Source organism: Mycobacterium sp. IDUB_39 (genome assembly GCF_055419205.1).
The window spans coordinates 528411-550427 of sequence record NZ_JBVAXF010000002.1 but is presented as its reverse complement, the minus strand read 5'-3'; the positions used below and the strand labels follow the sequence as shown (position 1 = coordinate 550427).

Sequence of the window (22017 nt, the reverse complement as noted above, 5' to 3'; positions counted from 1 at the left end):
GTCCTGACGACCCCTCTCGATGCCGATCGACTTCAGGTGATCGATCATGACCCTGTCCCGAGGCAACCAGGCTTCGGCCTGAACCCGGCGGTCGAGTGCCTCGAAGAATCCCGCATCGTGAAGAATCCCGCATCGTAGGGAATGGTTGCGTTGAACAACACGTCGGCGGCGTCGACGAACACGGTCTGCGGCTCACTGTCACCGTCAGCGAGTGGATAGAACCTCACCCGCTTGCCGTAGTCGACAGCCTCGGAGACGTCGGATTCACTGCTCCCCTTGAGGTTTGAGCGAAGTAGCGCATACCCGCACAGGGTCGGCGACGGCATCTGGAGGTAACCGTCAGGCACTTCTCCGGTGAAGCCAGGCGGCAGGATGAGGTACTTGCCGCCCCTGCCCTCGTCTGTTCCCGCCGGTCCGACGTCGCCGATCGCGCATTGCCAGGCGTCATCGATGGAACCGGTGATCGAACCGCCGCCGGCGGGCGGGTCTCCAGGACAACGGGCCCGGCGGTGGTGTCGAAGAACGGCATGAGGTAGATCGCATCGGGGTTGGGCGTCAGCGTCTGGTTCCTCCAGTCCAGCAGCCGAGACCAGTACACGATCTGGTTCGGTGCCCCCTTGGCATCGCGCACCAGGGCCTGAAACATGGCGTCGAAGTTCACCGTGGGTATTCCCCAGACGGCGGCCTCGACGGCACGGCGGTGGAATGTGCGTTCGTTCAGCTGTTCCGGTGTAAAGGTCATAGGACGGCGCCTCCTGATCACATCTTCCCCTCTTACCTGGACATCGAGTGCCCCGCGGTCGCACAGTGGTAGGTGAGCGAGGAGGCACCATGTCGACGACAGCCGATCGACGCATCGTGGCCACCGAGCGCATCGCCGTGCGATGCGTCGACTCCGATGTCCATCCCATGCCACGAAGCGGCGAGCTGGCGCAGTACATCCCGGAGCCCTGGCGAAGCAAGTACTACGGCACCCATCCGTTCGGGGACCTGATCTACTACGACGCGCCTGACTACGCGCACTCCTACGCGATGCGCGCCGACACCTTTCCTGCCGACGGCGAGTTCGCCGGCAGCGACCCCGACCTGGCGTTCCGGCAACTGATCATGGAGGCGGGCTCCGATATCGCGATTCTCGAACCCGGCGCCTATCCCGCCCGCCTGGCCGGGGCGGACCACGCCATGAGTTGCGCGTTGAACGAGTGGCAGGCCAACCACTGGCTGGACAGCCACAACAACTGGCACGAACGGTGGCGTGGTTCGATCTGCGTCTCGATAGAGGCTCCCGATGAGGCCGCCGCCGAGATCGAGAAGTGGGCAGGCCACCCGTACATGGCACAGATCCTGATCAAGGCCGAGCGGCGCCCGTCATGGGGTGACCCGATCTACGATCCGGTCTGGAGCGCCGCGACGAAACACGACATCACGGTGAGCTGCCACCTGTCACGTAGCCACTTCGAGGAATTACCCACCCCGCCAGTGGGATTCCCGAGTTACAACCACGACTTCATGACCACCTACTCGCTGCTGGCGGCCAATCAGGTGATGAGCTTGATCTTCGACGGCGTCTTCGACCGCTTCCCGACGCTGCGCATCGTGTTCGTCGAGCACGCGTTCACCTGGATCCTGCCGCTGATGTGGCGGATGGACGCCATCTACGCCAAGCGCAAGTCCTGGATGGACATCAAGCGCAAGCCGTCTGACTACGTCAAGGACCACATCAAGTTCACCACCCAGCCGTTGGACTATCCGCAGGACAAGACCGAACTCTCGCGCGCCTTCGAGTGGATGGAGTGCGAGAGGATCCTGCTCTACAGCAGCGATTACCCGCACTGGACGTTCGACGACCCACGCTGGCTGGTCAAACACCTGCCCGAACACGCCCGCGAGGCCATCATGTTCCGCAACGGCATCGAGACCTACAAGCTGCCCGAGACCGTACCGGTACTCGAGGGCCAGACCCGAGTCTTCTAGGACGCATATGGCAACCACGTCTCTGAACGCCGACGCCATCGCCTTCCTGTCCGAGGGCACCCGCACCGGCAAGCTCGGCTATCTCGCCGCGGACGGTCGGCCGCTGGTCGCCCCCGTCTGGTTCCTGGTCGAGGACGGTCAGCTGGTATTCAACACCGGGAGCGCAACCGCGAAGGGGCGTGCGTTGCAGCGCGACCCCCGCGTCGTGTTGGTTGTCGACGACGACAAACCACCGTTCTCGTTCGTGCAGGTTCAGGGCATCGCCGCGATCAGTGCGGAGGACCCCGACCTTCTAGGAACCGCCACCCGGATCGCCGCGCGGTACATGGGGCAGGACCGTGCCGAGGAGTTCGGCCGTCGCAACGGGGTTCCCGGCGAACTGGTCGTCCGCATCACGCCGACGAAGGTGATCGCGGCGTTCGATGTGGCCAGCTAGATAGCAGAAATGGCAGATCAGTTGCCTGACCTGCCATTTGGGAGTGGAGCTAGGGAGAATCGAACTCCCGACCTTCTCGATGCGAACGAGACGCGCTACCAACTGCGCTATAGCCCCTTGCGGAGAGCAAGGTTACCAGCCGCCACGCGTCGGCCGAAATTACTCCCCGGCCGCGCGCTGTAGGTGGTACTCGCCGAAGGTCGCGTACTCGAGGTGCTCGAAGACCGGATCCTCGTCATCGATCTCCAACACCACCGCACCGGGACGCCGCAGCCGTGACGGCACGACATCAAACTCCTGGTCATTGGTGTTCTCCACGCCCAGCCTGGACCGCGCCATACGTTGCGCGCGACGGCGTCGCAGCTGCTCCTCGATGCGCGTCTGCCGACGCAGATAGCCCAGGTAGAGCACTGTCACCGCGCCGACCGTGCCGCACACCCACCACAGCGCCGAGCCCAGGAAGACGGCCGCAACTCCGGAAACGAGCAGCAGCGCCGACATCGACATCAGCATCCGCTTGCGGAACGCGAACTTGCGCGCGCTCACGGCCGCGGCGGTCTTGGTCTGGTAGCGGTCACGTCGCGGCTGCGACATCGAGTCGTCCAGATCACTCTCCGAGACGGCCTCAAGCCCCGACGAGTCGTCCACTGTCTCGTAGTCGTGGTCGGTGCCCTCGGCCCGATACTCGAGTTCCTCGTCGATCTCGTCGGCGGGCTCGTCCTCGACGGTGTCGTCCTCGAGAACCTCGTCCTCGACCACCTCGTCAACGGGCTGCTCCTCGAGAACGTCGTCCTCGACCACCTCGTCGACAGGTTCCTCAACGCGCTCGTCGATCTCGAACTCCGCATCGGCGGCCGTGCGGATGGCAGCGGTCGGCGGGCCGGCCTCGTAGACCGGTTCAGCGGGCCCCTCCGCTTCGGCGGGCGCAGCGTCGCCGTCCTCGGTGGTGGTGAAGTCCAGCGGCAGAACGGGATCCTCGAGGCGCTGCCGGGCAGTGGCGCCCAGCGGCAGAGCACCGGAGTCCTCCTCCACCACATCGACATCGAGGTACTCCGACTCGGACTCGACCTCCACAGGCTTGGCGGCGGCCAGCACGATGACCTTGCGCGGGGCGGTTTTCGCTTCGTCCCCACTGAAGTCGCTGTCGTCCTCGTGCTCATCGCGGTCGTCGTGCATCGGGCGCCAGTCGGGATCGCTTCGGTGTCCGGCCGCGGGGCCGCGCCGCTTGATCAAGCGGGCGCTGCGGCCGGTGTTGAGCACCCGCGTCGCCAGAGCGACGTCACTGGTTCGGCGCACGGTGTCGCGCTTGCTGATCAACATCGGAACGAGCACGAAGAGCCAGAGCACGACGAGGGAGATCCACAGGAGGGATTGGGGGATGCTTGGCATGGCGCCGGGCTCCTTTCCCCATAAGACTAGGTCGATTGACCAGCGCGTCCGGGGTTACACGCCGAGGACAATTACACACCTGTAATTCTCCGCTTACAAGCACATTCGTCACAGATGTCACATCTGTAACAAGATTCAGGCCCAGTTCGCTCGGCCGGACCGCACCAGCGCCGATGTAGCAGACACCGCGAGCTCCTCGACTGTAATCGCGACCAAGAGGTGATCCCGCCACGCGCCGTCGACTTCGAGGTAGCGCTCGAGCAGGCCCTCCTGCCGGAACCCGGCCTTGGCCAGCACGCGGCGACTCGCGGTGTTCTCGGGCCGCACCGTCGCCTCGATGCGGTGCAACCGCACCGCGCCGAAGCCGTGGTCGACCCCCATCGCCAGGGCGGCGGTCGCGACTCCCCCACCGGTGACCTCGCTGGCCACCCAGTAGCCGATCCATGCCGATCGCAGCGCGCCGTGCGTCACATTGCCCAGGGTGAGCTGGCCGCAGAACTGGCCGTCCAGCTCGATCACGTAGGGCAGCATCCGTCCCCGTCGGGCCTCCCCCCGGAGTCCCGAGCAGATGGCCGGCCATGACGAGACCGCATGGCGCAGTTCCCAGCTCACCTCGGCGACCGGCTCCCACGGCTCGAGGTGCTCTTGATCGGCCAGCCGGATCCGGCTCCACACCGCGCCATCGCGCAGACGCACCGGCCGCAGCCGAACCAGCCCCGCCGGAACCCGGATCGGGCCGATCGGCTTCGGCCAGCCCGGATGTAACGACGGCGAGCGCCACAGGTTCACGTGCCCGACCTGTTCGTTCAGCCGCGCTGAGCGAGGAAGGCGACGTCGACGATCTCACCGGTGCGGACCTCTTCGGCCTCACCGGGAACCATCACCAGGCAGTTCGCCTCGGCCAGAGTGGCAAGCAGGTGCGACGACGCGCCGGGGGCGCCACCCAGCGCCTGCACCAGGTATTCGCCGGTGTCCTGGTCACGCATCAGTTGGCCGCGCAGATAACCCTTGCGTCCCGCGACCGATGTGATCGGCGACAACGTCCGCGCCTGCACCACCCGGCGCAGCGGTTGCCGCTTGCCCAACGACATCCGGATCAGTGGCCGGACCATCACCTCGAACACCACCAGCGCGCTGACCGGGTTGGCGGGAAGCAGAAACACCGGCACGCCGTCGCGTCCCAGTTGCCCGAAACCCTGTACCGAGCCGGGATGCATCGCGATGCGGGCCACCTCGACCTCGCCCATCTCGGCGAGCACCGCGCGCACGCTCTCGGCGGCCTCACCACCGACACCGCCCGCGATCACCACCACCTCGGCACGGTTGATCTGCCCCTCGACGACGTCACGTAGTTCCTTGGCCTGGGTGTCGACGATGCCCACCCGATTCACCTCGGCGCCCGCATCGCGGCCGGCCGCGGCGAGGGCATAGGAGTTGACGTCGTAGACCTGCCCGTTGCCCGGCGTGCGGGAGATGTCGACGAGTTCACCGCCGACGCACATGACCGACAGTCGCGGCCGCGGATGCACCAGCACGCGTTCGCGACCCACGGCCGCAAGCAACCCGACCTGTGCGGCACCGATGATCGTTCCGGCCCGCACCGCAACGTCTCCGGGCTGGACGTCGTCACCGGTGCGTCGCACGTAGGCTCCGGACCGCACGCTGCGCAGCACTCGCACACGGGACTCGCCGCCGTCCGTCCAGCGCAACGGCAGGACCGCGTCGGCCAGTGTCGGCATCGGAGCACCCGTCTGCACACGCGCCGCCTGACGGGGCTGCAGTCGGCTCGGCGTGCGGGCGCCGGCCTCGATGACGCCCATCACGGGCAGGCTGATCTCCTCGACGCGACCCACATTGGAACCGTCATCGACCTCGCCGATGGGTTCTGCACCCAGGACGTCGACGCTGCGCACCGCGTATCCATCGATAGCGGCCTGGTCGAAACCCGGTAGGGGCCGCTCGGTGACGACCTCCTCAGCGCACATCAACCCCTGCGCCTCGGCAATGGCCACGCGCACCGGGCGAGGTGCCACCGCGGCGGCGGCTACCCGAGCCTGCTGCTCCTCCACCGAACGCAATGTGCGCCTTTCTACAGTCTCGTCACCCGCCGCGCGCCATCCCGCGTCCTTCTCGGCGCCGCGTTCAGCGTTCGACCAGATTCAATCGCTCGACCAACCAGCGCCTCAGCTCCGGTCCGTAGTCGTCGCGCTCCAACGCAAAGTCAACCGCAGCCTTGAGGTAGCCGCCGGGATTTCCCAAGTCGTGTCGGCGGCCCCGATGAACAACGACGTGAACCGGGTGCCCCTCGTCAATCAGCAGCGCGATCGCGTCGGTCAGCTGGATCTCGCCACCGACACCGCGCTTCACCCGCCGCAAGGCGTCGAAGATGGCCCGGTCGAGCACGTAACGGCCTGCTGCCGCGTACAGCGACGGCGCATCCTCGGCCTTCGGCTTCTCGACCATGCCGAGGACCTTCAGGACATTCGGGTTGTCGGCGTCCGGCAGCACCTCGACGTCGAAAACGCCGTAGGCGCTGATCTCCTCGCGGGGCACCTCGATGGCGCATAGCACCGAGCCGCCGCGCTTGGCGCGCACCTTCGACATCGTCTCCAGCACGCCCGTCGGCAACACCAGGTCGTCGGGCAGCAGCACCGCGATGGCGTCCTCGTCGGGCAGCAGCTTCTCCTCGACGCACCCGACGGCGTGGCCCAGTCCCAGCGGTTCGGCCTGCACGACGGACTCGACCTTGATCAGGCCGGGCGCCCGGCGCACCTTCTCCAGCATCACGTGCTTACCGCGGGCCTCGAGCGTGCCCTCCAGAATCAGGTCCTGGACGAAGTGGGCGACGACGCCGTCCTTGCCCTCCGACGTGACAATGATGAGGCGTTCACCGCCGGCCTGCGCCGCCTCGGCGGCGACGAGTTCGATTCCCGGCGTGTCGACAACGGGCAGCAACTCCTTGGGCACCGTTTTGGTGGCCGGAAGGAATCGCGTTCCCAAACCGGCAGCCGGAACCACCGCGGTACGCGGTATCCGCACCTGAGCCTGTGTCGTCATCGTTCACACCATAACGCCCTCCGCTGCTCGCAGCGCCCGCTAGTCCGGGAGGTCAACGCCCCGATGCGGTATCGGATGACAAGGTGTAGCCGTGGATGCGGACGCGATGACCAAAGCCGGACTGCGCAGGTCGATCCTGCGCGAGCGTCGCTGGATGTCCTCCGAGCAACATCGAATCGAGGCCGAGGCGCTGCGCCGGCACCTGCTCGCACTCGTGCCCGCGGGCACAACGGTCTGCCTCTACGTGCCAGTCGGGTCTGAGCCCGGCTCGCGCGAGGCGCTCGACGCGTTGGTCGCGATGGGCGTGCGTGTTCTGCTGCCTGTCGCCCGTGAGGTCGACGGCACTCCGCAGCCCCTCGCGTGGGGCGAGTACCACCCCGACGAACTCGTCGAAGCCCCGTTCGGGCTGCGCGAGCCCACGCCGCCGTGGCTGCCACCCGAGGCTATCGGCGAAGCGGCCGTGGTGTGCGTGCCCGCGTTGGCCGTGGACCGATCAGGCGTGCGACTCGGACGCGGAGCGGGTTTCTATGACCGCTCACTGCACCTGGCCTCGCCCACTGCGACACTGGCCGCCATCGTCCGAGACGAGGAGTTGATCGAGCACCTGCCCGGTGAGGCCCATGACGTCCCGATGACGCACGCGCTGACGCCGAACCTGGGTCTCGTCCGACTCGGCGTCGCCTCCTGAGGGGAACGGCCTAGCAGTCGCGCAACACATCGGCCATGGCGTCCTTCTCCTTGCCCGACACCCACAGGCCGTACGCCGACTTCACCTCGACCTGCCGGGCAACGAACTCGCAACGGAAGGTCACGTTGGGCGGCAGCCAGCTGGCTGCATCGCGAAAAGCCTTGTCGAAGTTGGCGTTCCCCGCAACGGCGAGCAGGTTGCGCGGATCGTTGGCGAAGTCACGACGACGTTGATCGTCCCAGTTCCGCGCGCCCTTGTACCAAGCGTCCGACAGCGACACGACGTGATCGATCTGAACAGCGTCGGACGTCGACGGGCCCCGGACGAAGTCGATGACCTGGCCGCTGTAGGGGTCCCGCAGGGTGCCATGCTGCGCGAAGCACGTGCCCGACCGCAGCACCAGATTCACGAGGTCGCGGCGCAGCACGTCGTCGCGGGTATTGCAGCCGTTGTGGCCGAACTCGACGTTGACTTCGTCACTCCAGGCCTTGCCGAACCGGTCTCGCGAGTAGTCGCTGCGGCGGTCCCAGGCCTTGACCGGCAGCCGACCGAGATCGGCCCTGGCCTGGTCGAATGCGATCGTGCCCGCCGACTGTGACGCCGTCTCTTCCGCGCCGGGCCTGGAGTCGGAACGCAGCGCGACCCACGCCAGGACGGCGATTCCGAGCACCACGAGCACCAGCAGTACGGGAATGCGCCGACCCATTTAGCGGTTCTAGCACTTGCACCGGTAGAGTGCTAACAAGTTTGACCATTCCCGGAGGGTTAAAGTGCCTACCTATTCCTACGCCTGCACAGAGTGCGACAACCGCTTCGATGCGGTTCAGGCGTTCACCGATGATGCGTTGACCTCATGCGAGAAGTGCGCGGGACGGCTCCGCAAGCTCTACGGGTCGGTCGGCGTGGTGTTCAAGGGCAGCGGCTTCTACCGCAATGACAGCCGCGACTCGTCCAAGACGACGGCCTCGAGCTCGTCGAACGGTTCGAAGAGCGGCGACTCCTCGTCATCGACGTCGTCCTCGTCGGACTCCTCGAGTTCCAGCTCGACCGGCTCGAGTTCGGGTTCGAGTTCCAGCAACTCGGGCAGCTCCGGCTCCGGCAGCTCCAGCTCGTCGAGTTCCAGCAGCTCAGCTCCCGCCGCGGCATCCAGCTAGGCGCGTCGAGCTAGTTATCCACAGGCCTGCCCTCGCGGCCTGGCCCGCACTCCCCCGGCTGCCTACCGTGGCCACGTGGGGAATTCCATCGATGCGTCGCCGCTGAGTCGGCTCCTCGTCGCGCTGCGGCCCGACTGGACGCGAACCATCGCCGCACGCCGCACCCTCGCCGGGCTCCTGGTGTTGCTGGCTGCCGTTGCCGCGCTGCGCCCCGACCCGGCCGATGGCCGCGCCGACGTTGTGGTGGCCACGCGCGATCTGACCCCGGGCGTCGCCCTGCGCGCCACCGATCTGCGCCTCGAATCCCATTCGGCGACGACGATTCCCGACGGAGCTCAATCCAATCCAGTTGAGCTTGTCGGTCTGACGCTCGCCGGCCCGACACGACGCGGCGAGGTACTCACCGACGTGCGCGTGCTGAGCCCGCGGCTCGCCGAGGCCACGGCGGGACCCGACGCCCGCGTGGTGCCGCTTGCGCTGGCCGATCTCGCGCTGCTGGACCTGTTGCGCCCCGGGGATGTGGTGGACATCCTGGCCGCGAGTTCGGTTGCCCCCGGCGGCAGTACCGACGCGCCACCACGGGTGGTCGCGACCAACGCCGTCGTCGTCCTGGTGTCGGAGCGCTCGTCCTCTCCGACGAGCGGGGACCACCGCGTGGTTCTGGTGGCTTTGCCATCACATGCGGCCGCCGACGTCGCGGGCGCCTCGCTCACCCAGGCCGTGACGCTGACGCTGCGCTGAGATCAGCTCGGCGGCAGGGGAAGTGGAGCCGTGGACGGGCCGGACGGGCCTCCCTCGAGCGCGTCCATCACCATGTCGGTGAGTTCATCCGTCGATGACGTCGGGGCGGGGGCGATGCTTGGCGGCGGCGTCGGGGCGGTCGGTTCCGCCCCGGCGGCCCCCGCGGACAGAATCCAGAACCCGGCCAGGACGGCCACTGCAACGAACGACTTCAACCGCATCGACACCTGCTGAAGCTAGCACCGTACTGCCGTCGTCGCAGTCGCAGCGGGGCTACCGTTAGCTGTCTGAAAAGCACACCACAGGACGGAGCACGCTCGTGTTGAAGGGCTTCAAGGAATTTCTCTCACGCGGCAACATCGTCGATCTCGCGGTCGCGGTCGTCATCGGTACCGCGTTCACCGCGCTCGTCACCAAGTTCACCGAGAGCATCATCCAGCCACTCATCGATCGCATCGGTGCCGGCGGCGATAGCGAGTACGGCATCTTGAAGATCGGCATCGGCGGCGGCCAGACCATCGACCTGAACATCCTGTTGTCCGCGGCCATCAACTTCGTCCTGGTGGCGGCGGTGGTCTACTTCCTGGTCATGATGCCCTACGAGCGACTCCGCAAGAGGGGCGAAGTCGAGCAGGCCCAGGACACCGAGCTGAGCCTGCTGACCGAGATCCGCGATCTGCTGGCTGGCGAGACCGACGGCAAGCACGTCACCGGCCCAGGAACCGGCCCCAGCCCCGACACCGCGAAGATGACGAGCGCCGACAAGGACTAACCAACTCCCGCCGAACGTGAAGGCGATGGCGAGTCTCGAGCGACTTCTCGCAATCTTCTTCACGTTGGACGAAGAACGAGAACAGCCCCCGACCAACGGCCGGGGGCTGTTCTCGTTCTTGCGGGGCTTAGCTCAGTTCATGTTCCAGGGCTCGCCGTAGGTGGTGACGCTGTCGCCGGTGCTCGAGATCAGACGAGCGAACGGACGCAGCAGCACACCACCGGCAGCACCGGTGACGGTGCCGTGGGCGTTGGAGACCGCGACCTTGCCCTCGGGGCCGGCGACGTCGACGGAGAAGGTCGCGACTTCCTGGATGCCCGGGCCGTTGCCCAGGTCAGCGCTGATCGACACACCCGGGAACAGGTTCGGGGTGATGACCGAGTTCAGGCCGAAAGGAGGACCGGTGATGTCACCATCGTCGATCAAGATGTTGGGGGTCGTGTAGGAGAAGTTGATCCCAACGCCCAGCGACCAGGGGAAGCCGATCTGGTAGCCCAGCTCCAGGGTGCCCTCGAACTCATCCGCACCGGGGCCGGCCACGATGTACTTGGCGGAGCCTGAGTGGAACCACTCACGAGTCAGGCGGTTGCGATCGAGCGGGAACACACCGTTGAGGAAGGTGTCCCACTGCTGAACCGTCAGCGTCCGGTCCTTGCCATCGACCAGGCTCAGCTCATTGTCCAGACCTGCGTGTGAGGTGCCCGTGGTCGCGAACAACGCCGCGATGGACGCGACCAGCGCGACCAACACCCGAGTGATTGCCTTCATTTCATCCTTTGTTGGTTGATTAGTGCGAGACCCCCACCCCCACCAAGCTGCACGTGCCGACCGGACCAGGTCCGGTCGGCACGTGGCGCTTGATTCTGTTAATCGCCGAAGAGGCGTGAAACGTTAGTTCATGTTCCAGGGCTCGCCGTAGGTGGTGACGCTGTCGCCGGTGCTCGAGATCAGACGAGCGAACGGACGCAGCAGCACACCACCGGCAGCACCGGTGACGGTGCCGTGAGCATTGGACACCGCGACGGCACCCTCAGGGCCGGCGACGTCGACGGAGAAGGTCGCGACTTCCTGGATGCCCGGGCCGTTGCCCAGGTCAGCGCTGATCGACACACCCGGGAACAGGTTCGGGGTGATGACCGACTCGAGGCCGAAAGGAGGACCGGTGATGTCGCCATCGTCGATCAGGATGTTGGGGGTCGTGTAGGAGAAGTTGATCCCAACGCCCAGCGACCAGGGGAAGCCGATCTGGTAGCCCAGCTCCAGGGTGCCCTCGAACTCATCCGCACCGGGGCCGGCCACGATGTACTTGGCCTTGCCGGAGTGGAACCACTCACGAGTCAGGCGGTTGCGGTCGAGCGGGAACACACCGTTGAGGAAGGTGTCCCACTGCTGGACCGTCAACGTGCGGTCCTTGCCATCGACCAGGCTCAGCTCATTGTCCAGACCTGCGTGAGAGGTGCCCGTGGTCGCGAACAACGCCGCGATGGACGCGACCAGCGCGACCAACACCCGACTGATTGCCTTCATGTTCTCCCTAGCTACGTCGAAGGTGATCCGGCACGGCTCACCGCTGTCTGTCAGATGTGCGGTGTTACTGACTAACCACACACCGTGCAAGAGCTACGTGTGAATGGAATTAGAAACCTCACATGTGGCTCTTACGAAATGCTCATCGTTGACAGCAGAAACATAACGGGGGGGCATCCACCCGGCAACGCAAGCGTAGAAGTTGAGTTACCGCCGAAATAGAACGTGTTCCGATTTGCTGGGGTACTCCAGCAGGGTTCCGCACATTGAGCGCGCGGCACTACGGATTACTCGGCAGCCAGCGCGATCTGACGGTCAAGACGGCAGCGCCAGACACTTCGACCAGGAGCGACAGTCTTCGCTCAATACGAAACAGCAGGTCAGGAGTGGTGCGGCGGCACGTTGTCACGCAGCCAACGTTCGCGGTCCATATCGTCGCCGGGGTGGCCGTCATCACGTTCGTCGCTAGTGGTATCGGGAATCGCGTCGCCGAAAATTTTGTTAACTGAACGATGCGAGTGGCGTTCGGAGTTGCTCATTGCCAGTCCTCAGTGTGATGAAGGTCACATTTTAATGATCATGCCTGTTCACCCCGCGTTAACACAATGGGGTCCACACAGCGACAGTTCACGTCATTGTGAATATTGACGTCGATATGCATATATGCGAGCGCGGGCATATCGCGGCGGACCGGGGCGTGCGGGCCTATATCTCTAGGCTGGAGAGCTGCCCGATCACCTGACTGGCGAGTGGGCCAAGGGTGGCCATGCCGTCGCGTACCGCTCCGCGTGAACCGGAGATGTTCACCACCAGCGTGCTACCCGAGATGCCGGCCAAACCGCGGGACACGCCCGCATCCACGATCCCAGCGGACAGCCCCGAGGCGCGCAGTGCCTCGGCGATGCCGAGCAGCTCGCGGTCCAAGATGGTCCGGGTGGCCTCTGGCGTGACATCCCTGGGAGTGACACCGGTACCGCCCACCGAGATGACCAGATCGACGCCCCCGATGACGGCAGTGTTCAGTGCATTGCGGATCTCTACCTCATCAGCGGACACCACGACGACACCGTCAACGACGAAACCCGCCTCACCGAGCAGCTCGGTGACCACCGGCCCGCTGTGGTCCTCCTCGTCACCGTGCGCGGTGCGATCGTCCACGACGACGACAAGCGCGCGCCCCACCAACTCTGCCGGCTGTTCCATATGTCCAACCGTATATGCCTGCACCGACGGGAGCGTGACCATTTTCAGCCGTGGCCGCTCGGGTGCCGTGGTCACTGTGCCGCCTTTCCGAGGGTGACGTCGACCGAACGCGGCTGGCCGGACTGATCAAGGTAGGTCAACGTCACCTTGGTACCCGGTGCCTTCGACCTGACGGCCGCCACGAGGGCGTCGGCGCTGCCGATCGGACGGTCGTCGACCTTGGTCACGATGACACCGCTGGGCAGACCCGCTGCCGCCGCGGCACCGTCGCCGGTGACCTCGACGATCTTGGCGCCGTCGACCGTCGCGTCATTACCCACCTGCACGCCCAACGAGGCATGCGAGGCCGTACCGCTCTGGATCAGTTCGTCGGCGATGCGCTTGGCCTGATCGACCGGAATCGCGAAGCCCAGCCCGATCGAACCGCTCTGTGCCTGCGCCGAGTCGCCACCCAGGGTCGCGATGGCCGAGTTCACGCCGACCAGCTCGCCGTTCATATTGACCAGCGCACCACCCGAGTTACCCGGGTTGATGGCCGCATCGGTCTGGATGGCATCGAGCACGGTGTTCTGGTTTCTCGCATCGCCGCCTGCGGCGACCGGACGGTTCAGCGCGCTGACGATGCCGGTGGTGACGGTGCCCTCGAGGCCGAGAGGCGAACCGATGGCCACCACGTCCTGGCCCACGCGCAGATTCGCCGACGAGCCGAGCGCTATGGGAGTGAGTCCACTCGCACCTTCGGCGCGGACCACCGCGATGTCGCTACTGGGATCGGTGCCCACCACGGAGAACGACGTCGTGCTGCCGTCAGCGAAGGTGACCTTGGTCTGCACGGAGCCCGCGTTCGGGGCGCCGTCCTTGGCCGCGGACACGACGTGGTTGTTCGTCATGATGAGACCGTCGGAGGAGAGGATGATGCCCGACCCCTCCTCGGACTGCTTACCCATGTCGGTCTCCAGCTTCACCACGCTGGGCACCACCTTGGCCGCGACCTGCTCGACAGACCCGGCGGGCAGGCTCGCGGCAGGCTCACCCGGTGTTGCATTCGAGAACACGGAGGTGATCGAGCCGCGGTCCGGCTGGGCCAGCGTGGCCACACCGCCACCGATGCCCGCGGACACCACGGCGATCGCCAGTGCTCCGATGGTCAAAGCGCCTGCGCGGGAACGCTTCCGCGGCGGCATCGACCCAGGCCCACCGGGCACGTTGCGCGGCTGGGGTGCACCCGGATAAGGATCGTGCGGTCCGCGGTACGCCTGCTGCTGCGTCACGTAGCGCCAGTCGTAGTTCGGCTGGCCAGGCCCCGGTCGCGGGGGACCCCCGGGATAACCCGGCGCCACGGAGTCATACGGCCCTGGCCGGTTTCCCGGCGGTGGCGGCGGCGTGTACCTCGGGTGGTTGGTCATTTTGCGGTCGGCGCTCTTCCTTCGAGTTGCTGCTCGGTCCTACACGGGTCACCACTACAACGAAAGGCTGAGCCTGACAATGCCCCATTGGGCTGAGAATCCACTTAGAGAACACTCGGCACGGCCGAAGACTTCCCCGAGAACCAGCTTGTTAACCATTGTCAGCGGTCAGGCTGGCGCCGTCCACCGCTCCGCCCGCGCGTGTCGCGACGGGTCGGCCGGGCAGCACCAGGTGAATCGAGGTGCCGGGCGGCATGCCGCCGGGCACTGTCTCCTCGATCCGAAGCGCCCCACCGTGTTTGAGCACCACCTGCTTGACGATCGCCAGGCCGAGGCCCGATCCGGGCATCGCACGCGCGGCGGTGGACCGGTAGAAGCGTTCGAAGACCAGGCCCCGCTCCTCGGCAGGAATGCCCGGGCCATGGTCGGATACGACGAGTTCGGCATTGAACGGGTCCAGTTGCGTCAGCCGCACGGCGACGCGCCCGTTCGGGGGGCTCCACTTGGCCGCATTGTCGAGGAGGTTCAGGACGGCCCGCGACAAGCCCGCATCGTCACCGTGCACCTCCCAGCCCACAACGTGGACGTCGAACTCGATATCGTTGCGGCGCCGCCGAACTCGTTCGAGGCTGCGCTCGACGACCTCCGCCAGGTCTACCGCCTCGTACACGGCCACGCCCTCGTCGTCGCGTGTCAGGTCGACGAGATCGCCCACCAAGGTGGACAGCTCCTCGATCTGCGCTATGACATCGGTCCGCAGCCCGGCCATCTCCTCGTCGGGAAGCCGCGGAGCGCCCGGTTCCATCGACGCCATGAGCAACTCGACGTTGGTGCGCAACGACGTCAGCGGTGTGCGCAGTTCGTGACCGGCGTCGGACACCAGGCGAGCCTGGCGCTCCCGCGACTCGGCAAGCGCGTTGAGCATCATGTTGAACGCCTCGGTCAGCCTGGCCAACTCGTCGTTGCCGTGTACCGGGATCGGCCGCAGGTCATCGGTGCGCGCCACCCGTTCGGCAGCCTGGGTCAGACGGGCCACGGGTCTGAGCCCCGTTCGGGCCACCGTTCCTCCCGCGATCGCCGCGATGGCCATGCCCAGGCCGCCGACGATCAACAGGATGGTGCCGAGTCGACTGAGCACCACGCCAGTGGGCTCGATGCTCTTGGAGATCAGCAGCGAGCTGCCGTTGGACAGTCGATACGCCAGGACCCGCTGGTGGTCCACCGTGCGCAGCGACATGTGCAGCTTGCCGAGGATGACGTCCTTCTCCGGCTGACCGAGCGGCAGCGTCTCACCAGCCTGGTTCGCGGTGTAGATCGATCGGCCTGGGTTCACCAACATGGCGTTGACGTCGGAGTACGCGGTGCCCTCGATTGCCTTACCGGGGTCGGCCGCCAACGATCCGCTCTCGATCAGGAGTCGGGCGCGGCTCTGCAGTTGGTTGTCGACGTCCTGGTACAGCGCCCGAGAGACGACGACGTAGACGGCGACGGCCATCAGCACGACGACCATCGCCACCATCGACATCGCCAGCAGCATCACCCGCCAGCGCAGGGACACCGAACTGGCGGTGTGCAGGGGGTCCTGGGCCACGGTCCGGAGTCGCGGGAACTTCATCGTGGCCATCAGGGTGGCGTCTCACGCAGCACGTAACCCACCCCTCGCACGGTGTGGATTAGGCGCGACTCCCCCTCGGCTTCTGTCTTGCGACGCAGATATCCGACGTACACCTCAAGGGCGTTGCCCGACGTGGGGAAGTCGAAGCCCCACACCTCCTCGAGAATCCGGCTGCGTGTCAGCACCCGGCGCGGGTTGGCGATCAGCATCTCCAGCAGGGAGAACTCTGTTCGGGTGAGGCTGATGTGACGGTCCCCGCGGGTGACGTCACGGGTCACCGGGTCGAGGCTCAGGTCGGAGAACGTCATCGGGACCGACTCGGCCCGGTCGTCGATCGTGGTGCGGCGAAGCAGCGCCCGCATACGGGCGAGCAGCTCCTCGAGCGCGAATGGCTTCGGCAGGTAGTCGTCGGCACCGGCGTCGAGACCAGCGACACGCTCGGAGACCGAGTCGCGGGCTGTCAACACCAGGATCGGCATGTCATCCCCGGTGCTGCGCAACTGGCGGCACACCTCGAGGCCGTCCAGACGCGGCATCATCACGTCCAGCACAAGGGCATCGGGACGATCGCTGGCGATGCGCTGAAGGGCTTCGAGGCCATCCTGTGCCAGTTCCACTGAGTATCCGTTGAAGGACAGGGAACGGCGCAGGGATTCGCGCACAGCGCGATCGTCGTCTACGACAAGAATCCGCACAGGCACAGTTTCAACCCACTATCTGAGAGTGGACTGAGAGGCGCGCCACGCGGCGGCGAGGAACGTGAAACTACCGGCGGTCGAGATTGATGAGGCCGAGTCGAGCGGCCTTGAGCAGGCGGCGCGGCACCTTGTGCTGCTGACCAGCAACAGTGACGCCCACGAGTTCGGGCTTTTCGGCCTTCCACTGCGCGCGCCGGCTACGGGTGTTCGAACGCGACATCCTCCGCTTGGGCACAGCCATGACGTACATCTCCTCGCTCAGGGTCGCCGCGCACACGAGGGCAGCGGCAATTGGCTCCAAGGATAGCCCGTGGGCTGCTTTGCCTCCAAAACGGCGCAGAGCCCGGGTCCCGCGGCTAGGCGTCCACGGTGCACAGCACGACGGAGTCGCGGGTGTGGAACACGCGGTTGGTGTCCGGCCCACACAACGGCTCGTTGGCGACGTGCTGCGTGACCCGGTAGTTGCGGTCCGGGTCCGAGCACGGCACTGGCGCGACGTTGATGAGGTTCATGTAGTCGATGGTGAGGTCGTCCCCGACGTCGATGCACATCCCGACCGGAAAGTCGGCGGCCATCCCCGACGAGCGGGGGGCGGGGTACGCGTTGGCGGGGATGCCGGCGGTCAACAGCGCGGCGACGATGGCCGCGGCCGCGGCGCAAATGCGGAGCATGCAGGGACTATAGGACCGTGGACCGCAGTGGGTAGCCCATTGCAAGGCATTGGCGCGATCCGGCTGCGACCGGCGAGGTCGATCCTTGACTTGGGACCGGTGGTACCGACTAACCTACCGGTTGGTCGAGGCGTCTCGTTGATGGGAGTTTGGGTTGAGCGGTGCTGAGGGCAGAACCCGGGAGCCTGTGCGGATCGGCAACTGTTCGGGCTTCTACGGCGACCGGCACGCCGCGATGCGCGAGATGATCACCGGCGGCGATCTCGACTACGTCACCGGTGACTATCTCGCGGAACTGACGATGCTGATCCTGGCCCGCGACCGCGCCAAGGCCCCCGACCGCGGTTACGCCAAGACATTTCTGACACAGCTCGAGGAGTCCCTCGGCTTGGCACTCGAACGCGGCGTCAAGATCGTCGCCAACGCGGGCGGGCTCAATCCGGCCGGCCTGGCCGCGGCCGTCCGCGCACTGGCGCAGCGACTCGGGCTCAGCGTGAACGTCGGGCACGTCGAGGGTGACGACCTGATCGCCCGCGCCGATGAGTTCGGCTTCGACAACCCGCTCTCAGCCAACGCCTATCTCGGCGCGTGGGGCATCGTCGACTGTCTCAACGCGGGCGCCGATGTCGTCGTCACGGGCCGGGTCACCGACGCCTCGGTCATTGTCGGGCCTGCCGCAGCGCACTTCGGCTGGACTCGAACCGACTACGACGCTCTCGCCGGCGCCGTGGCGGCCGGCCACGTCATCGAATGCGGCACCCAGGCCACCGGCGGCAACTTCGCCTTCTTCGCAGAATTAATGCGCGACGGTGTCGACCTCCTACATCCCGGCTTCCCGCTGGCCGAGATCAGCGCCGACGGGGCATCGGTCATCACCAAGCATCGCGGCACGGGCGGACGGGTCAGCACCGACACGGTGACCGCACAACTCCTCTACGAGATCGGTGGCGCGCGCTACGCGAACCCCGACGTGACACTGCGAGTCGACAGCGTCACGCTCACCGCCGACGGACCCGACCGCGTCCAGATCAGCGGGGTGAAGGGCGAGCCTCCCCCGCCGACGCTCAAGGTGTCGCTCAACAGCGTGGGCGGCTTCCGCAACGCCATGACATTCGTGCTGACGGGCCTCGACATCGAGGCCAAGGCCGATCTGGTGCGCCGGCAGCTGGAGTCGAGCCTGAGGGTCAAACCCGCTGAACTGGAGTGGACGCTGGCCCGCACCGATCACCTCGACGCCGACACCGAGGAGTCCGCCAGCGCACTGCTGCGGTGCGTCGTCCGCGACCCGGACCCGGCGAATGTGGGCCGCCACTTCTCCTCGGCCGCAGTCGAACTCGCGCTGGCCAGCTATCCCGGCTTCACCACCACCGCCCCGCCGGGCGATGGACAGGTCTACGGCGTGTTCACGCCCGGCTACGTCGACGCGACGCTGGTACCCCACGTCGCCGTGCACGACGACGGCACCCGGACCGATATCGCCGTCGCCACCCCAACTCTGGCGCTGGAACCGGTGCCCGCACCGGCGCCGCCCGCACCGCCGGCGCTCGGCGAGACCCGCCGCGTCCCACTCGGCACCATCGCGGGCGCCCGCAGCGGAGACAAGGGCGGTGACGCCAACGTCGGTGTCTGGGTTCGAACAGACGCGCAGTGGCAATGGCTGGCCAACGCGCTGACGGTCGAGAAGCTGCGCGAACTGCTGCCCGAGGCGGCCGGCCTGTCCGTCACCCGGCACCTGCTGCCCAACCTGCGCGCGATGAACTTCGTCATCGAGGGCATTCTCGGCAAGGGCGTCGCCCACCAGGCCCGCTTCGACCCTCAGGCCAAGGGCCTCGGCGAATGGCTGCGCAGTCGTCACATCGAGATACCGAAAGGCCTCCTACTGTGAACACCTGGACCACGCCGGAACGCGAGGCGCTGCGAAAGACGGTGCGCGACTTCGTTGAACGCGAAATCCTGCCGAACGCCGACGAGTGGGAGCGCACCGGCGATCTGCCACGCGAACTGCACCGCAAGGCCGGCGACGCGGGGCTGCTCGGCGCGGCGTATCCCGAGGAGGTCGGCGGCGGGGGCGGCGATGGCATCGACGCGGTGATCATCTGCGAGGAGATGCACCAGGCGGGCGCCCCCGGCGGCGTGTTCGCCTCGCTGTTCACCTGCGGTATCGCCGTGCCACACATGATCGCCTCGGGTGACCAGCGGCTGATCGACACCTACGTGCGGCCGACGTTGGCAGGCGAGAAGATCGGCGCACTGGCCATCACCGAGCCCGGTGGAGGTTCGGACGTCGGGCACCTGACCACCAGGGCCATCAAGGACGGCGATCACTACATCATCAACGGCGCCAAGACCTACATCACCTCCGGAGTGCGCGCCGACTTCGTCGTGACCGCGGCACGTACCGGAGGACCGGGCGCCGGCGGTGTCTCGTTGATCGTGGTCGACAAGGCCACACCGGGTTTCGAGGTCACCCGCAAGCTCGAGAAGATGGGCTGGCGCTCCTCGGACACCGCGGAGTTGTCCTACACCGACGTGCGCGTTCCGGTCGCCAACCTGATCGGTCCGGAGAACACCGGCTTCCTGCAGATCGCCGCGGCGTTCGTGTCCGAGCGGGTCGGCCTCGCCGCACAGGCGTATGCCAGCGCGCAGCGCTGCCTCGACCTCACCGTGAAGTGGTGTCGCGACAGGGAAACCTTTGGCCGGCCACTGATCTCACGCCAGTCCGTGCAGAACACGCTGGCCGAGATGGCCCGCCGCGTCGACGTCGCTCGCGTGTACACCCACCATCTGGTGGACCGACAGCTAGCCGGTGACACGAACCTCATCACCGAGGTCTGCTTCGCCAAGAACACCGCGGTCGAGTCCGGCGAGTGGGTGGCGCACCAGGCCGTGCAGCTGTTCGGCGGCATGGGTTACATGGCCGAGTCCGAGGTCGAGCGACAGTTCCGCGACATGCGCATCATCGGCATCGGTGGCGGCACCACGGAGATCCTGACCGGCCTGGCCGCCAAGACCCTCGGGTATCAGTCGTGACCGCCCTCAAGTCGACGCTCGACGTGCGGTCGAAGGTCTTCGCCGACGCGGCCGAGACCATGACCACCAAGCTCGCCGAACTCGACACCGAGCACGCCAAGGCGCTGGCCGGCGGCGGCGCCAAGTACGTCGACCGTCACCATGCTCGCGGCAAGCTGACCGCCCGCGAACGCCTCGAACTGCTGCTGGACCCCGACTCCCCGTTCCTGGAACTGAGCACCCTGGCCGCGTGGGGCACCGACTTCACCGTCGGCGCCAGCGTCGCGACGGGTATCGGCGTGATCGAGGGCGTCGAGTGCGTGATCGTCTCCAATGACCCGACGGTCAAGGGCGGCACCAGCAATCCGTGGACACTGAAGAAGATCCTGCGCGCCAACCAGATCGCCCTCGAGAACCGGTTGCCGGTGATCTCGCTGGTGGAGTCGGGCGGCGCCGACCTGCCGACGCAGAAGGAGATCTTCATCCCCGGCGGACGGATGTTCCGGGACCTGACCCGGTTGTCGGCGGCCGGTATCCCGACCGTCGCGCTGGTGTTCGGCAACTCGACCGCGGGCGGGGCCTATGTCCCCGGCATGTCCGATCACGTCGTGATGATCAAGGAACGCTCGAAGGTATTCCTGGCCGGCCCGCCGCTGGTCAAGATGGCCACCGGCGAGGAGTCCGACGACGAGTCCCTCGGTGGGGCCGAGATGCACTCGCGGACATCGGGACTCGGCGACTACCTCGCCATCGACGAACTCGACGCGATCCGGATCGGACGCCGCATCGTGGCGCGGTTGAACTGGCGCAAACAGGGTCCGGCACCAGCGCCTGTCACCGAACCACTGTTCGACCCCGAGCAGCTGATCGGGATCGTGCCCGCCGATCTGCGCATCCCGTTCGACCCGCGCGAGGTCATCGCCCGCGTCGTCGACGGCTCGGACTTCGACGAGTTCAAGCCGCTATACGGCGGGTCGCTGGTCACCGGGTGGGCCACCCTGCACGGCTACCCGATCGGCATCCTCGCCAACGCCCGCGGTGTGCTGTTCTCCGAGGAGTCGCAGAAGGCCACCCAGTTCATCCAGCTGGCCAACCGCTCCGACACCCCGTTGTTGTTCCTGCACAACACCACCGGCTACATGGTCGGCCGCAAGTACGAGGAGGGCGGGATGATCAAGCACGGCTCGATGATGATCAACGCGGTCTCCAACTCGACCGTGCCGCACATCTCGCTGCTGATCGGCGCCTCCTACGGCGCGGGCCACTACGGCATGTGTGGCCGCGCGTATGACCCCCGGTTCCTGTTCGCCTGGCCAAGCGCGAAGTCGGCGGTGATGGGCGGCACTCAGCTGGCCGGCGTGCTGTCGATCGTCAGCCGCGCGGCCGCCGAGGCTCGCGGGCAGGAGGTCGACGAGGCCGCCGACGCCGCGCTGCGCGCCGCCGTCGAGGCACAGATCGAGGCCGAGTCGCTGCCGATGTTCCTGTCCGGCCGCATCTACGACGATGGCGTCATCGATCCGCGCGACACCCGTACGGTGTTGGGAATGTGTCTGTCCGCCATAGCCAGTGGCCCGATCGAGGGGACGTCGAACTTCGGCGTCTTCCGGATGTGAGCGCGCACATGATTGCGATTTCGGCGCGATTTCCGTCGGTGCGCGAACGAAATCGCGCCGAAAT

Annotated in this window: 24 protein-coding genes, 1 tRNA gene and 1 pseudogene; 9 read left to right on the top strand and 17 right to left on the bottom strand. The window is 66.6% G+C overall.

The annotated features are described in order from the left end of the window. Nucleotides 1-44: 44 nt before the first annotated feature. Nucleotides 45-646: pseudogene (locus tag ACZY0X_RS08920) on the bottom strand (DUF1254 domain-containing protein). Between the two features lie 185 nt (nt 647-831). Here ACZY0X_RS08920 and ACZY0X_RS08915 point away from each other — a divergent pair. Together ACZY0X_RS08915 and ACZY0X_RS08910 are read left to right on the top strand one after the other, a co-directional pair. Then, nucleotides 832-1974 carry an amidohydrolase family protein gene (locus ACZY0X_RS08915; RefSeq protein WP_463769510.1) on the top strand — a complete coding sequence of 381 codons (1143 nt, stop codon included), beginning with the start codon at nt 832-834 and terminating at the stop codon, nt 1972-1974. A gap of 7 nt (nt 1975-1981) precedes the next feature. Continuing rightward, nucleotides 1982-2410 carry a PPOX class F420-dependent oxidoreductase gene (locus ACZY0X_RS08910; protein WP_463769508.1) on the top strand — a complete coding sequence of 143 codons (429 nt, stop codon included), beginning with the start codon at nt 1982-1984 and terminating at the stop codon, nt 2408-2410. Between the two features lie 44 nt (nt 2411-2454). Here the strand turns inward: ACZY0X_RS08910 and ACZY0X_RS08905 are convergent. From ACZY0X_RS08905 to ACZY0X_RS08885, 5 genes are all read right to left on the bottom strand, one after another. Then, a tRNA-Ala gene (locus ACZY0X_RS08905) sits at nt 2455-2527 on the bottom strand. A gap of 42 nt (nt 2528-2569) precedes the next feature. Further along, the gene (gene sepX, locus ACZY0X_RS08900) at nt 2570-3799 is read right to left on the bottom strand and encodes a divisome protein SepX/GlpR (RefSeq protein WP_463769507.1); all 1230 of its coding nucleotides are present in this window, start codon (nt 3797-3799) and stop codon (nt 2570-2572) included. A gap of 135 nt (nt 3800-3934) precedes the next feature. After that, nucleotides 3935-4588: a GNAT family N-acetyltransferase gene (locus ACZY0X_RS08895; RefSeq protein ID WP_463769505.1), complete on the bottom strand. Its 654-nt coding sequence runs from the start codon at nt 4586-4588 to the stop codon at nt 3935-3937. A 17-nt stretch (nt 4589-4605) separates the two neighbouring features. Then, nucleotides 4606-5877 carry a molybdotransferase-like divisome protein Glp gene (glp, locus tag ACZY0X_RS08890; RefSeq protein ID WP_463769503.1) on the bottom strand — a complete coding sequence of 424 codons (1272 nt, stop codon included), beginning with the start codon at nt 5875-5877 and terminating at the stop codon, nt 4606-4608. Nucleotides 5878-5941: 64 nt separating this feature from the next. Beyond that, entirely contained in the window at nt 5942-6856 is a 915-nt protein-coding gene (locus tag ACZY0X_RS08885; RefSeq protein WP_241403421.1) for a UTP--glucose-1-phosphate uridylyltransferase, read from the bottom strand. A 106-nt stretch (nt 6857-6962) separates the two neighbouring features. On the opposite strand from ACZY0X_RS08885, the gene ACZY0X_RS08880 reads away from it, so the two are divergent. Continuing rightward, nucleotides 6963-7544: a 5-formyltetrahydrofolate cyclo-ligase gene (locus tag ACZY0X_RS08880; RefSeq protein WP_463770576.1), complete on the top strand. Its 582-nt coding sequence runs from the start codon at nt 6963-6965 to the stop codon at nt 7542-7544. Between the two features lie 10 nt (nt 7545-7554). Here ACZY0X_RS08880 and ACZY0X_RS08875 read toward each other — a convergent pair whose 3' ends face one another. Continuing rightward, nucleotides 7555-8250, bottom strand: coding sequence for an HNH endonuclease family protein (locus ACZY0X_RS08875; RefSeq protein WP_463769501.1), 696 nt, complete (start codon nt 8248-8250; stop codon nt 7555-7557). A 64-nt stretch (nt 8251-8314) separates the two neighbouring features. On the opposite strand from ACZY0X_RS08875, the gene ACZY0X_RS08870 reads away from it, so the two are divergent. Then, nucleotides 8315-8698 carry an FmdB family zinc ribbon protein gene (locus ACZY0X_RS08870; protein WP_463769499.1) on the top strand — a complete coding sequence of 128 codons (384 nt, stop codon included), beginning with the start codon at nt 8315-8317 and terminating at the stop codon, nt 8696-8698. A gap of 75 nt (nt 8699-8773) precedes the next feature. Then, nucleotides 8774-9439, top strand: coding sequence for an SAF domain-containing protein (locus ACZY0X_RS08865; RefSeq protein ID WP_463769497.1), 666 nt, complete (start codon nt 8774-8776; stop codon nt 9437-9439). 2 nt (nt 9440-9441) lie between these two features. On the opposite strand, the gene ACZY0X_RS08860 is transcribed toward ACZY0X_RS08865, so the two are convergent. Continuing rightward, on the bottom strand, nt 9442-9666 hold the full coding sequence (locus ACZY0X_RS08860; protein ID WP_463769496.1) for a hypothetical protein: 225 nt from the start codon (nt 9664-9666) through the stop codon (nt 9442-9444). Nucleotides 9667-9758: 92 nt separating this feature from the next. Between ACZY0X_RS08860 and mscL the strand changes: the two genes are divergently transcribed. After that, nucleotides 9759-10211: a large-conductance mechanosensitive channel protein MscL gene (mscL, locus tag ACZY0X_RS08855; protein ID WP_463769494.1), complete on the top strand. Its 453-nt coding sequence runs from the start codon at nt 9759-9761 to the stop codon at nt 10209-10211. Nucleotides 10212-10343: 132 nt separating this feature from the next. Here the strand turns inward: mscL and ACZY0X_RS08850 are convergent, their stop codons facing one another. The 9 genes from ACZY0X_RS08850 to ACZY0X_RS08810 form a co-directional block, all read right to left on the bottom strand. Then, nucleotides 10344-10979 (bottom strand): MspA family porin, encoded by a 636-nt coding sequence (locus tag ACZY0X_RS08850; protein WP_463769492.1) that lies wholly within the window; start codon nt 10977-10979, stop codon nt 10344-10346. A 123-nt stretch (nt 10980-11102) separates the two neighbouring features. After that, entirely contained in the window at nt 11103-11738 is a 636-nt protein-coding gene (locus ACZY0X_RS08845; RefSeq protein WP_241403414.1) for an MspA family porin, read from the bottom strand. A gap of 380 nt (nt 11739-12118) precedes the next feature. Further along, nucleotides 12119-12277 (bottom strand): hypothetical protein, encoded by a 159-nt coding sequence (locus tag ACZY0X_RS08840; RefSeq protein WP_463769490.1) that lies wholly within the window; start codon nt 12275-12277, stop codon nt 12119-12121. Between the two features lie 166 nt (nt 12278-12443). After that, nucleotides 12444-12983 carry a MogA/MoaB family molybdenum cofactor biosynthesis protein gene (locus ACZY0X_RS08835; protein WP_241405491.1) on the bottom strand — a complete coding sequence of 180 codons (540 nt, stop codon included), beginning with the start codon at nt 12981-12983 and terminating at the stop codon, nt 12444-12446. A gap of 29 nt (nt 12984-13012) precedes the next feature. Then, nucleotides 13013-14347: a S1C family serine protease gene (locus tag ACZY0X_RS08830; protein WP_463769488.1), complete on the bottom strand. Its 1335-nt coding sequence runs from the start codon at nt 14345-14347 to the stop codon at nt 13013-13015. A gap of 151 nt (nt 14348-14498) precedes the next feature. Next, the gene (locus tag ACZY0X_RS08825) at nt 14499-15962 is read right to left on the bottom strand and encodes a HAMP domain-containing sensor histidine kinase (protein ID WP_463770575.1); all 1464 of its coding nucleotides are present in this window, start codon (nt 15960-15962) and stop codon (nt 14499-14501) included. 8 nt (nt 15963-15970) lie between these two features. After that, the gene (locus tag ACZY0X_RS08820) at nt 15971-16657 is read right to left on the bottom strand and encodes a response regulator transcription factor (protein WP_241403410.1); all 687 of its coding nucleotides are present in this window, start codon (nt 16655-16657) and stop codon (nt 15971-15973) included. Nucleotides 16658-16727: 70 nt separating this feature from the next. Further along, nucleotides 16728-16901 carry a 50S ribosomal protein L32 gene (rpmF, locus tag ACZY0X_RS08815; RefSeq protein WP_241403409.1) on the bottom strand — a complete coding sequence of 58 codons (174 nt, stop codon included), beginning with the start codon at nt 16899-16901 and terminating at the stop codon, nt 16728-16730. 115 nt (nt 16902-17016) lie between these two features. After that, a complete protein-coding gene (locus tag ACZY0X_RS08810) occupies nt 17017-17331 on the bottom strand; it encodes a hypothetical protein (RefSeq protein ID WP_463769486.1) in 315 nt (104 codons plus the stop codon). Nucleotides 17332-17518: 187 nt separating this feature from the next. On the opposite strand from ACZY0X_RS08810, the gene ACZY0X_RS08805 reads away from it, so the two are divergent. From ACZY0X_RS08805 to ACZY0X_RS08795, 3 genes are read left to right on the top strand one after another with little or no spacing between them, the layout of a single operon-like run. Then, on the top strand, nt 17519-19216 hold the full coding sequence (locus tag ACZY0X_RS08805; RefSeq protein WP_463770573.1) for an acyclic terpene utilization AtuA family protein: 1698 nt from the start codon (nt 17519-17521) through the stop codon (nt 19214-19216). Then, on the top strand, nt 19213-20361 hold the full coding sequence (locus ACZY0X_RS08800; RefSeq protein WP_463769485.1) for an acyl-CoA dehydrogenase family protein: 1149 nt from the start codon (nt 19213-19215) through the stop codon (nt 20359-20361). The genes ACZY0X_RS08805 and ACZY0X_RS08800 overlap by 4 nt, the downstream gene beginning before the upstream one ends. Continuing rightward, entirely contained in the window at nt 20358-21953 is a 1596-nt protein-coding gene (locus ACZY0X_RS08795) for an acyl-CoA carboxylase subunit beta (protein WP_463769483.1), read from the top strand. The genes ACZY0X_RS08800 and ACZY0X_RS08795 overlap by 4 nt, the downstream gene beginning before the upstream one ends. Nucleotides 21954-22017 lie beyond the last annotated feature (64 nt).

Coding starts and splice junctions, on each gene's coding strand:
- ACZY0X_RS08910 (WP_463769508.1), top strand. CDS start 1,982: ATGGCAACCACGTCTCTGAACGCCGACGCCATCGCCTTCCTGTCCGAG.
- ACZY0X_RS08825 (WP_463770575.1), bottom strand. CDS start 15,962: ATGAAGTTCCCGCGACTCCGGACCGTGGCCCAGGACCCCCTGCACACC.
- ACZY0X_RS08835 (WP_241405491.1), bottom strand. CDS start 12,983: ATGGTCACGCTCCCGTCGGTGCAGGCATATACGGTTGGACATATGGAA.
- ACZY0X_RS08840 (WP_463769490.1), bottom strand. CDS start 12,277: ATGAGCAACTCCGAACGCCACTCGCATCGTTCAGTTAACAAAATTTTC.
- ACZY0X_RS08850 (WP_463769492.1), bottom strand. CDS start 10,979: ATGAAGGCAATCACTCGGGTGTTGGTCGCGCTGGTCGCGTCCATCGCG.
- sepX (WP_463769507.1), bottom strand. CDS start 3,799: ATGCCAAGCATCCCCCAATCCCTCCTGTGGATCTCCCTCGTCGTGCTC.
- ACZY0X_RS08810 (WP_463769486.1), bottom strand. CDS start 17,331: ATGCTCCGCATTTGCGCCGCGGCCGCGGCCATCGTCGCCGCGCTGTTG.
- ACZY0X_RS08885 (WP_241403421.1), bottom strand. CDS start 6,856: ATGACGACACAGGCTCAGGTGCGGATACCGCGTACCGCGGTGGTTCCG.
- rpmF (WP_241403409.1), bottom strand. CDS start 16,901: ATGGCTGTGCCCAAGCGGAGGATGTCGCGTTCGAACACCCGTAGCCGG.
- ACZY0X_RS08880 (WP_463770576.1), top strand. CDS start 6,963: ATGACCAAAGCCGGACTGCGCAGGTCGATCCTGCGCGAGCGTCGCTGG.
- ACZY0X_RS08915 (WP_463769510.1), top strand. CDS start 832: ATGTCGACGACAGCCGATCGACGCATCGTGGCCACCGAGCGCATCGCC.
- ACZY0X_RS08845 (WP_241403414.1), bottom strand. CDS start 11,738: ATGAAGGCAATCAGTCGGGTGTTGGTCGCGCTGGTCGCGTCCATCGCG.
- ACZY0X_RS08875 (WP_463769501.1), bottom strand. CDS start 8,250: ATGGGTCGGCGCATTCCCGTACTGCTGGTGCTCGTGGTGCTCGGAATC.
- ACZY0X_RS08830 (WP_463769488.1), bottom strand. CDS start 14,347: ATGACCAACCACCCGAGGTACACGCCGCCGCCACCGCCGGGAAACCGG.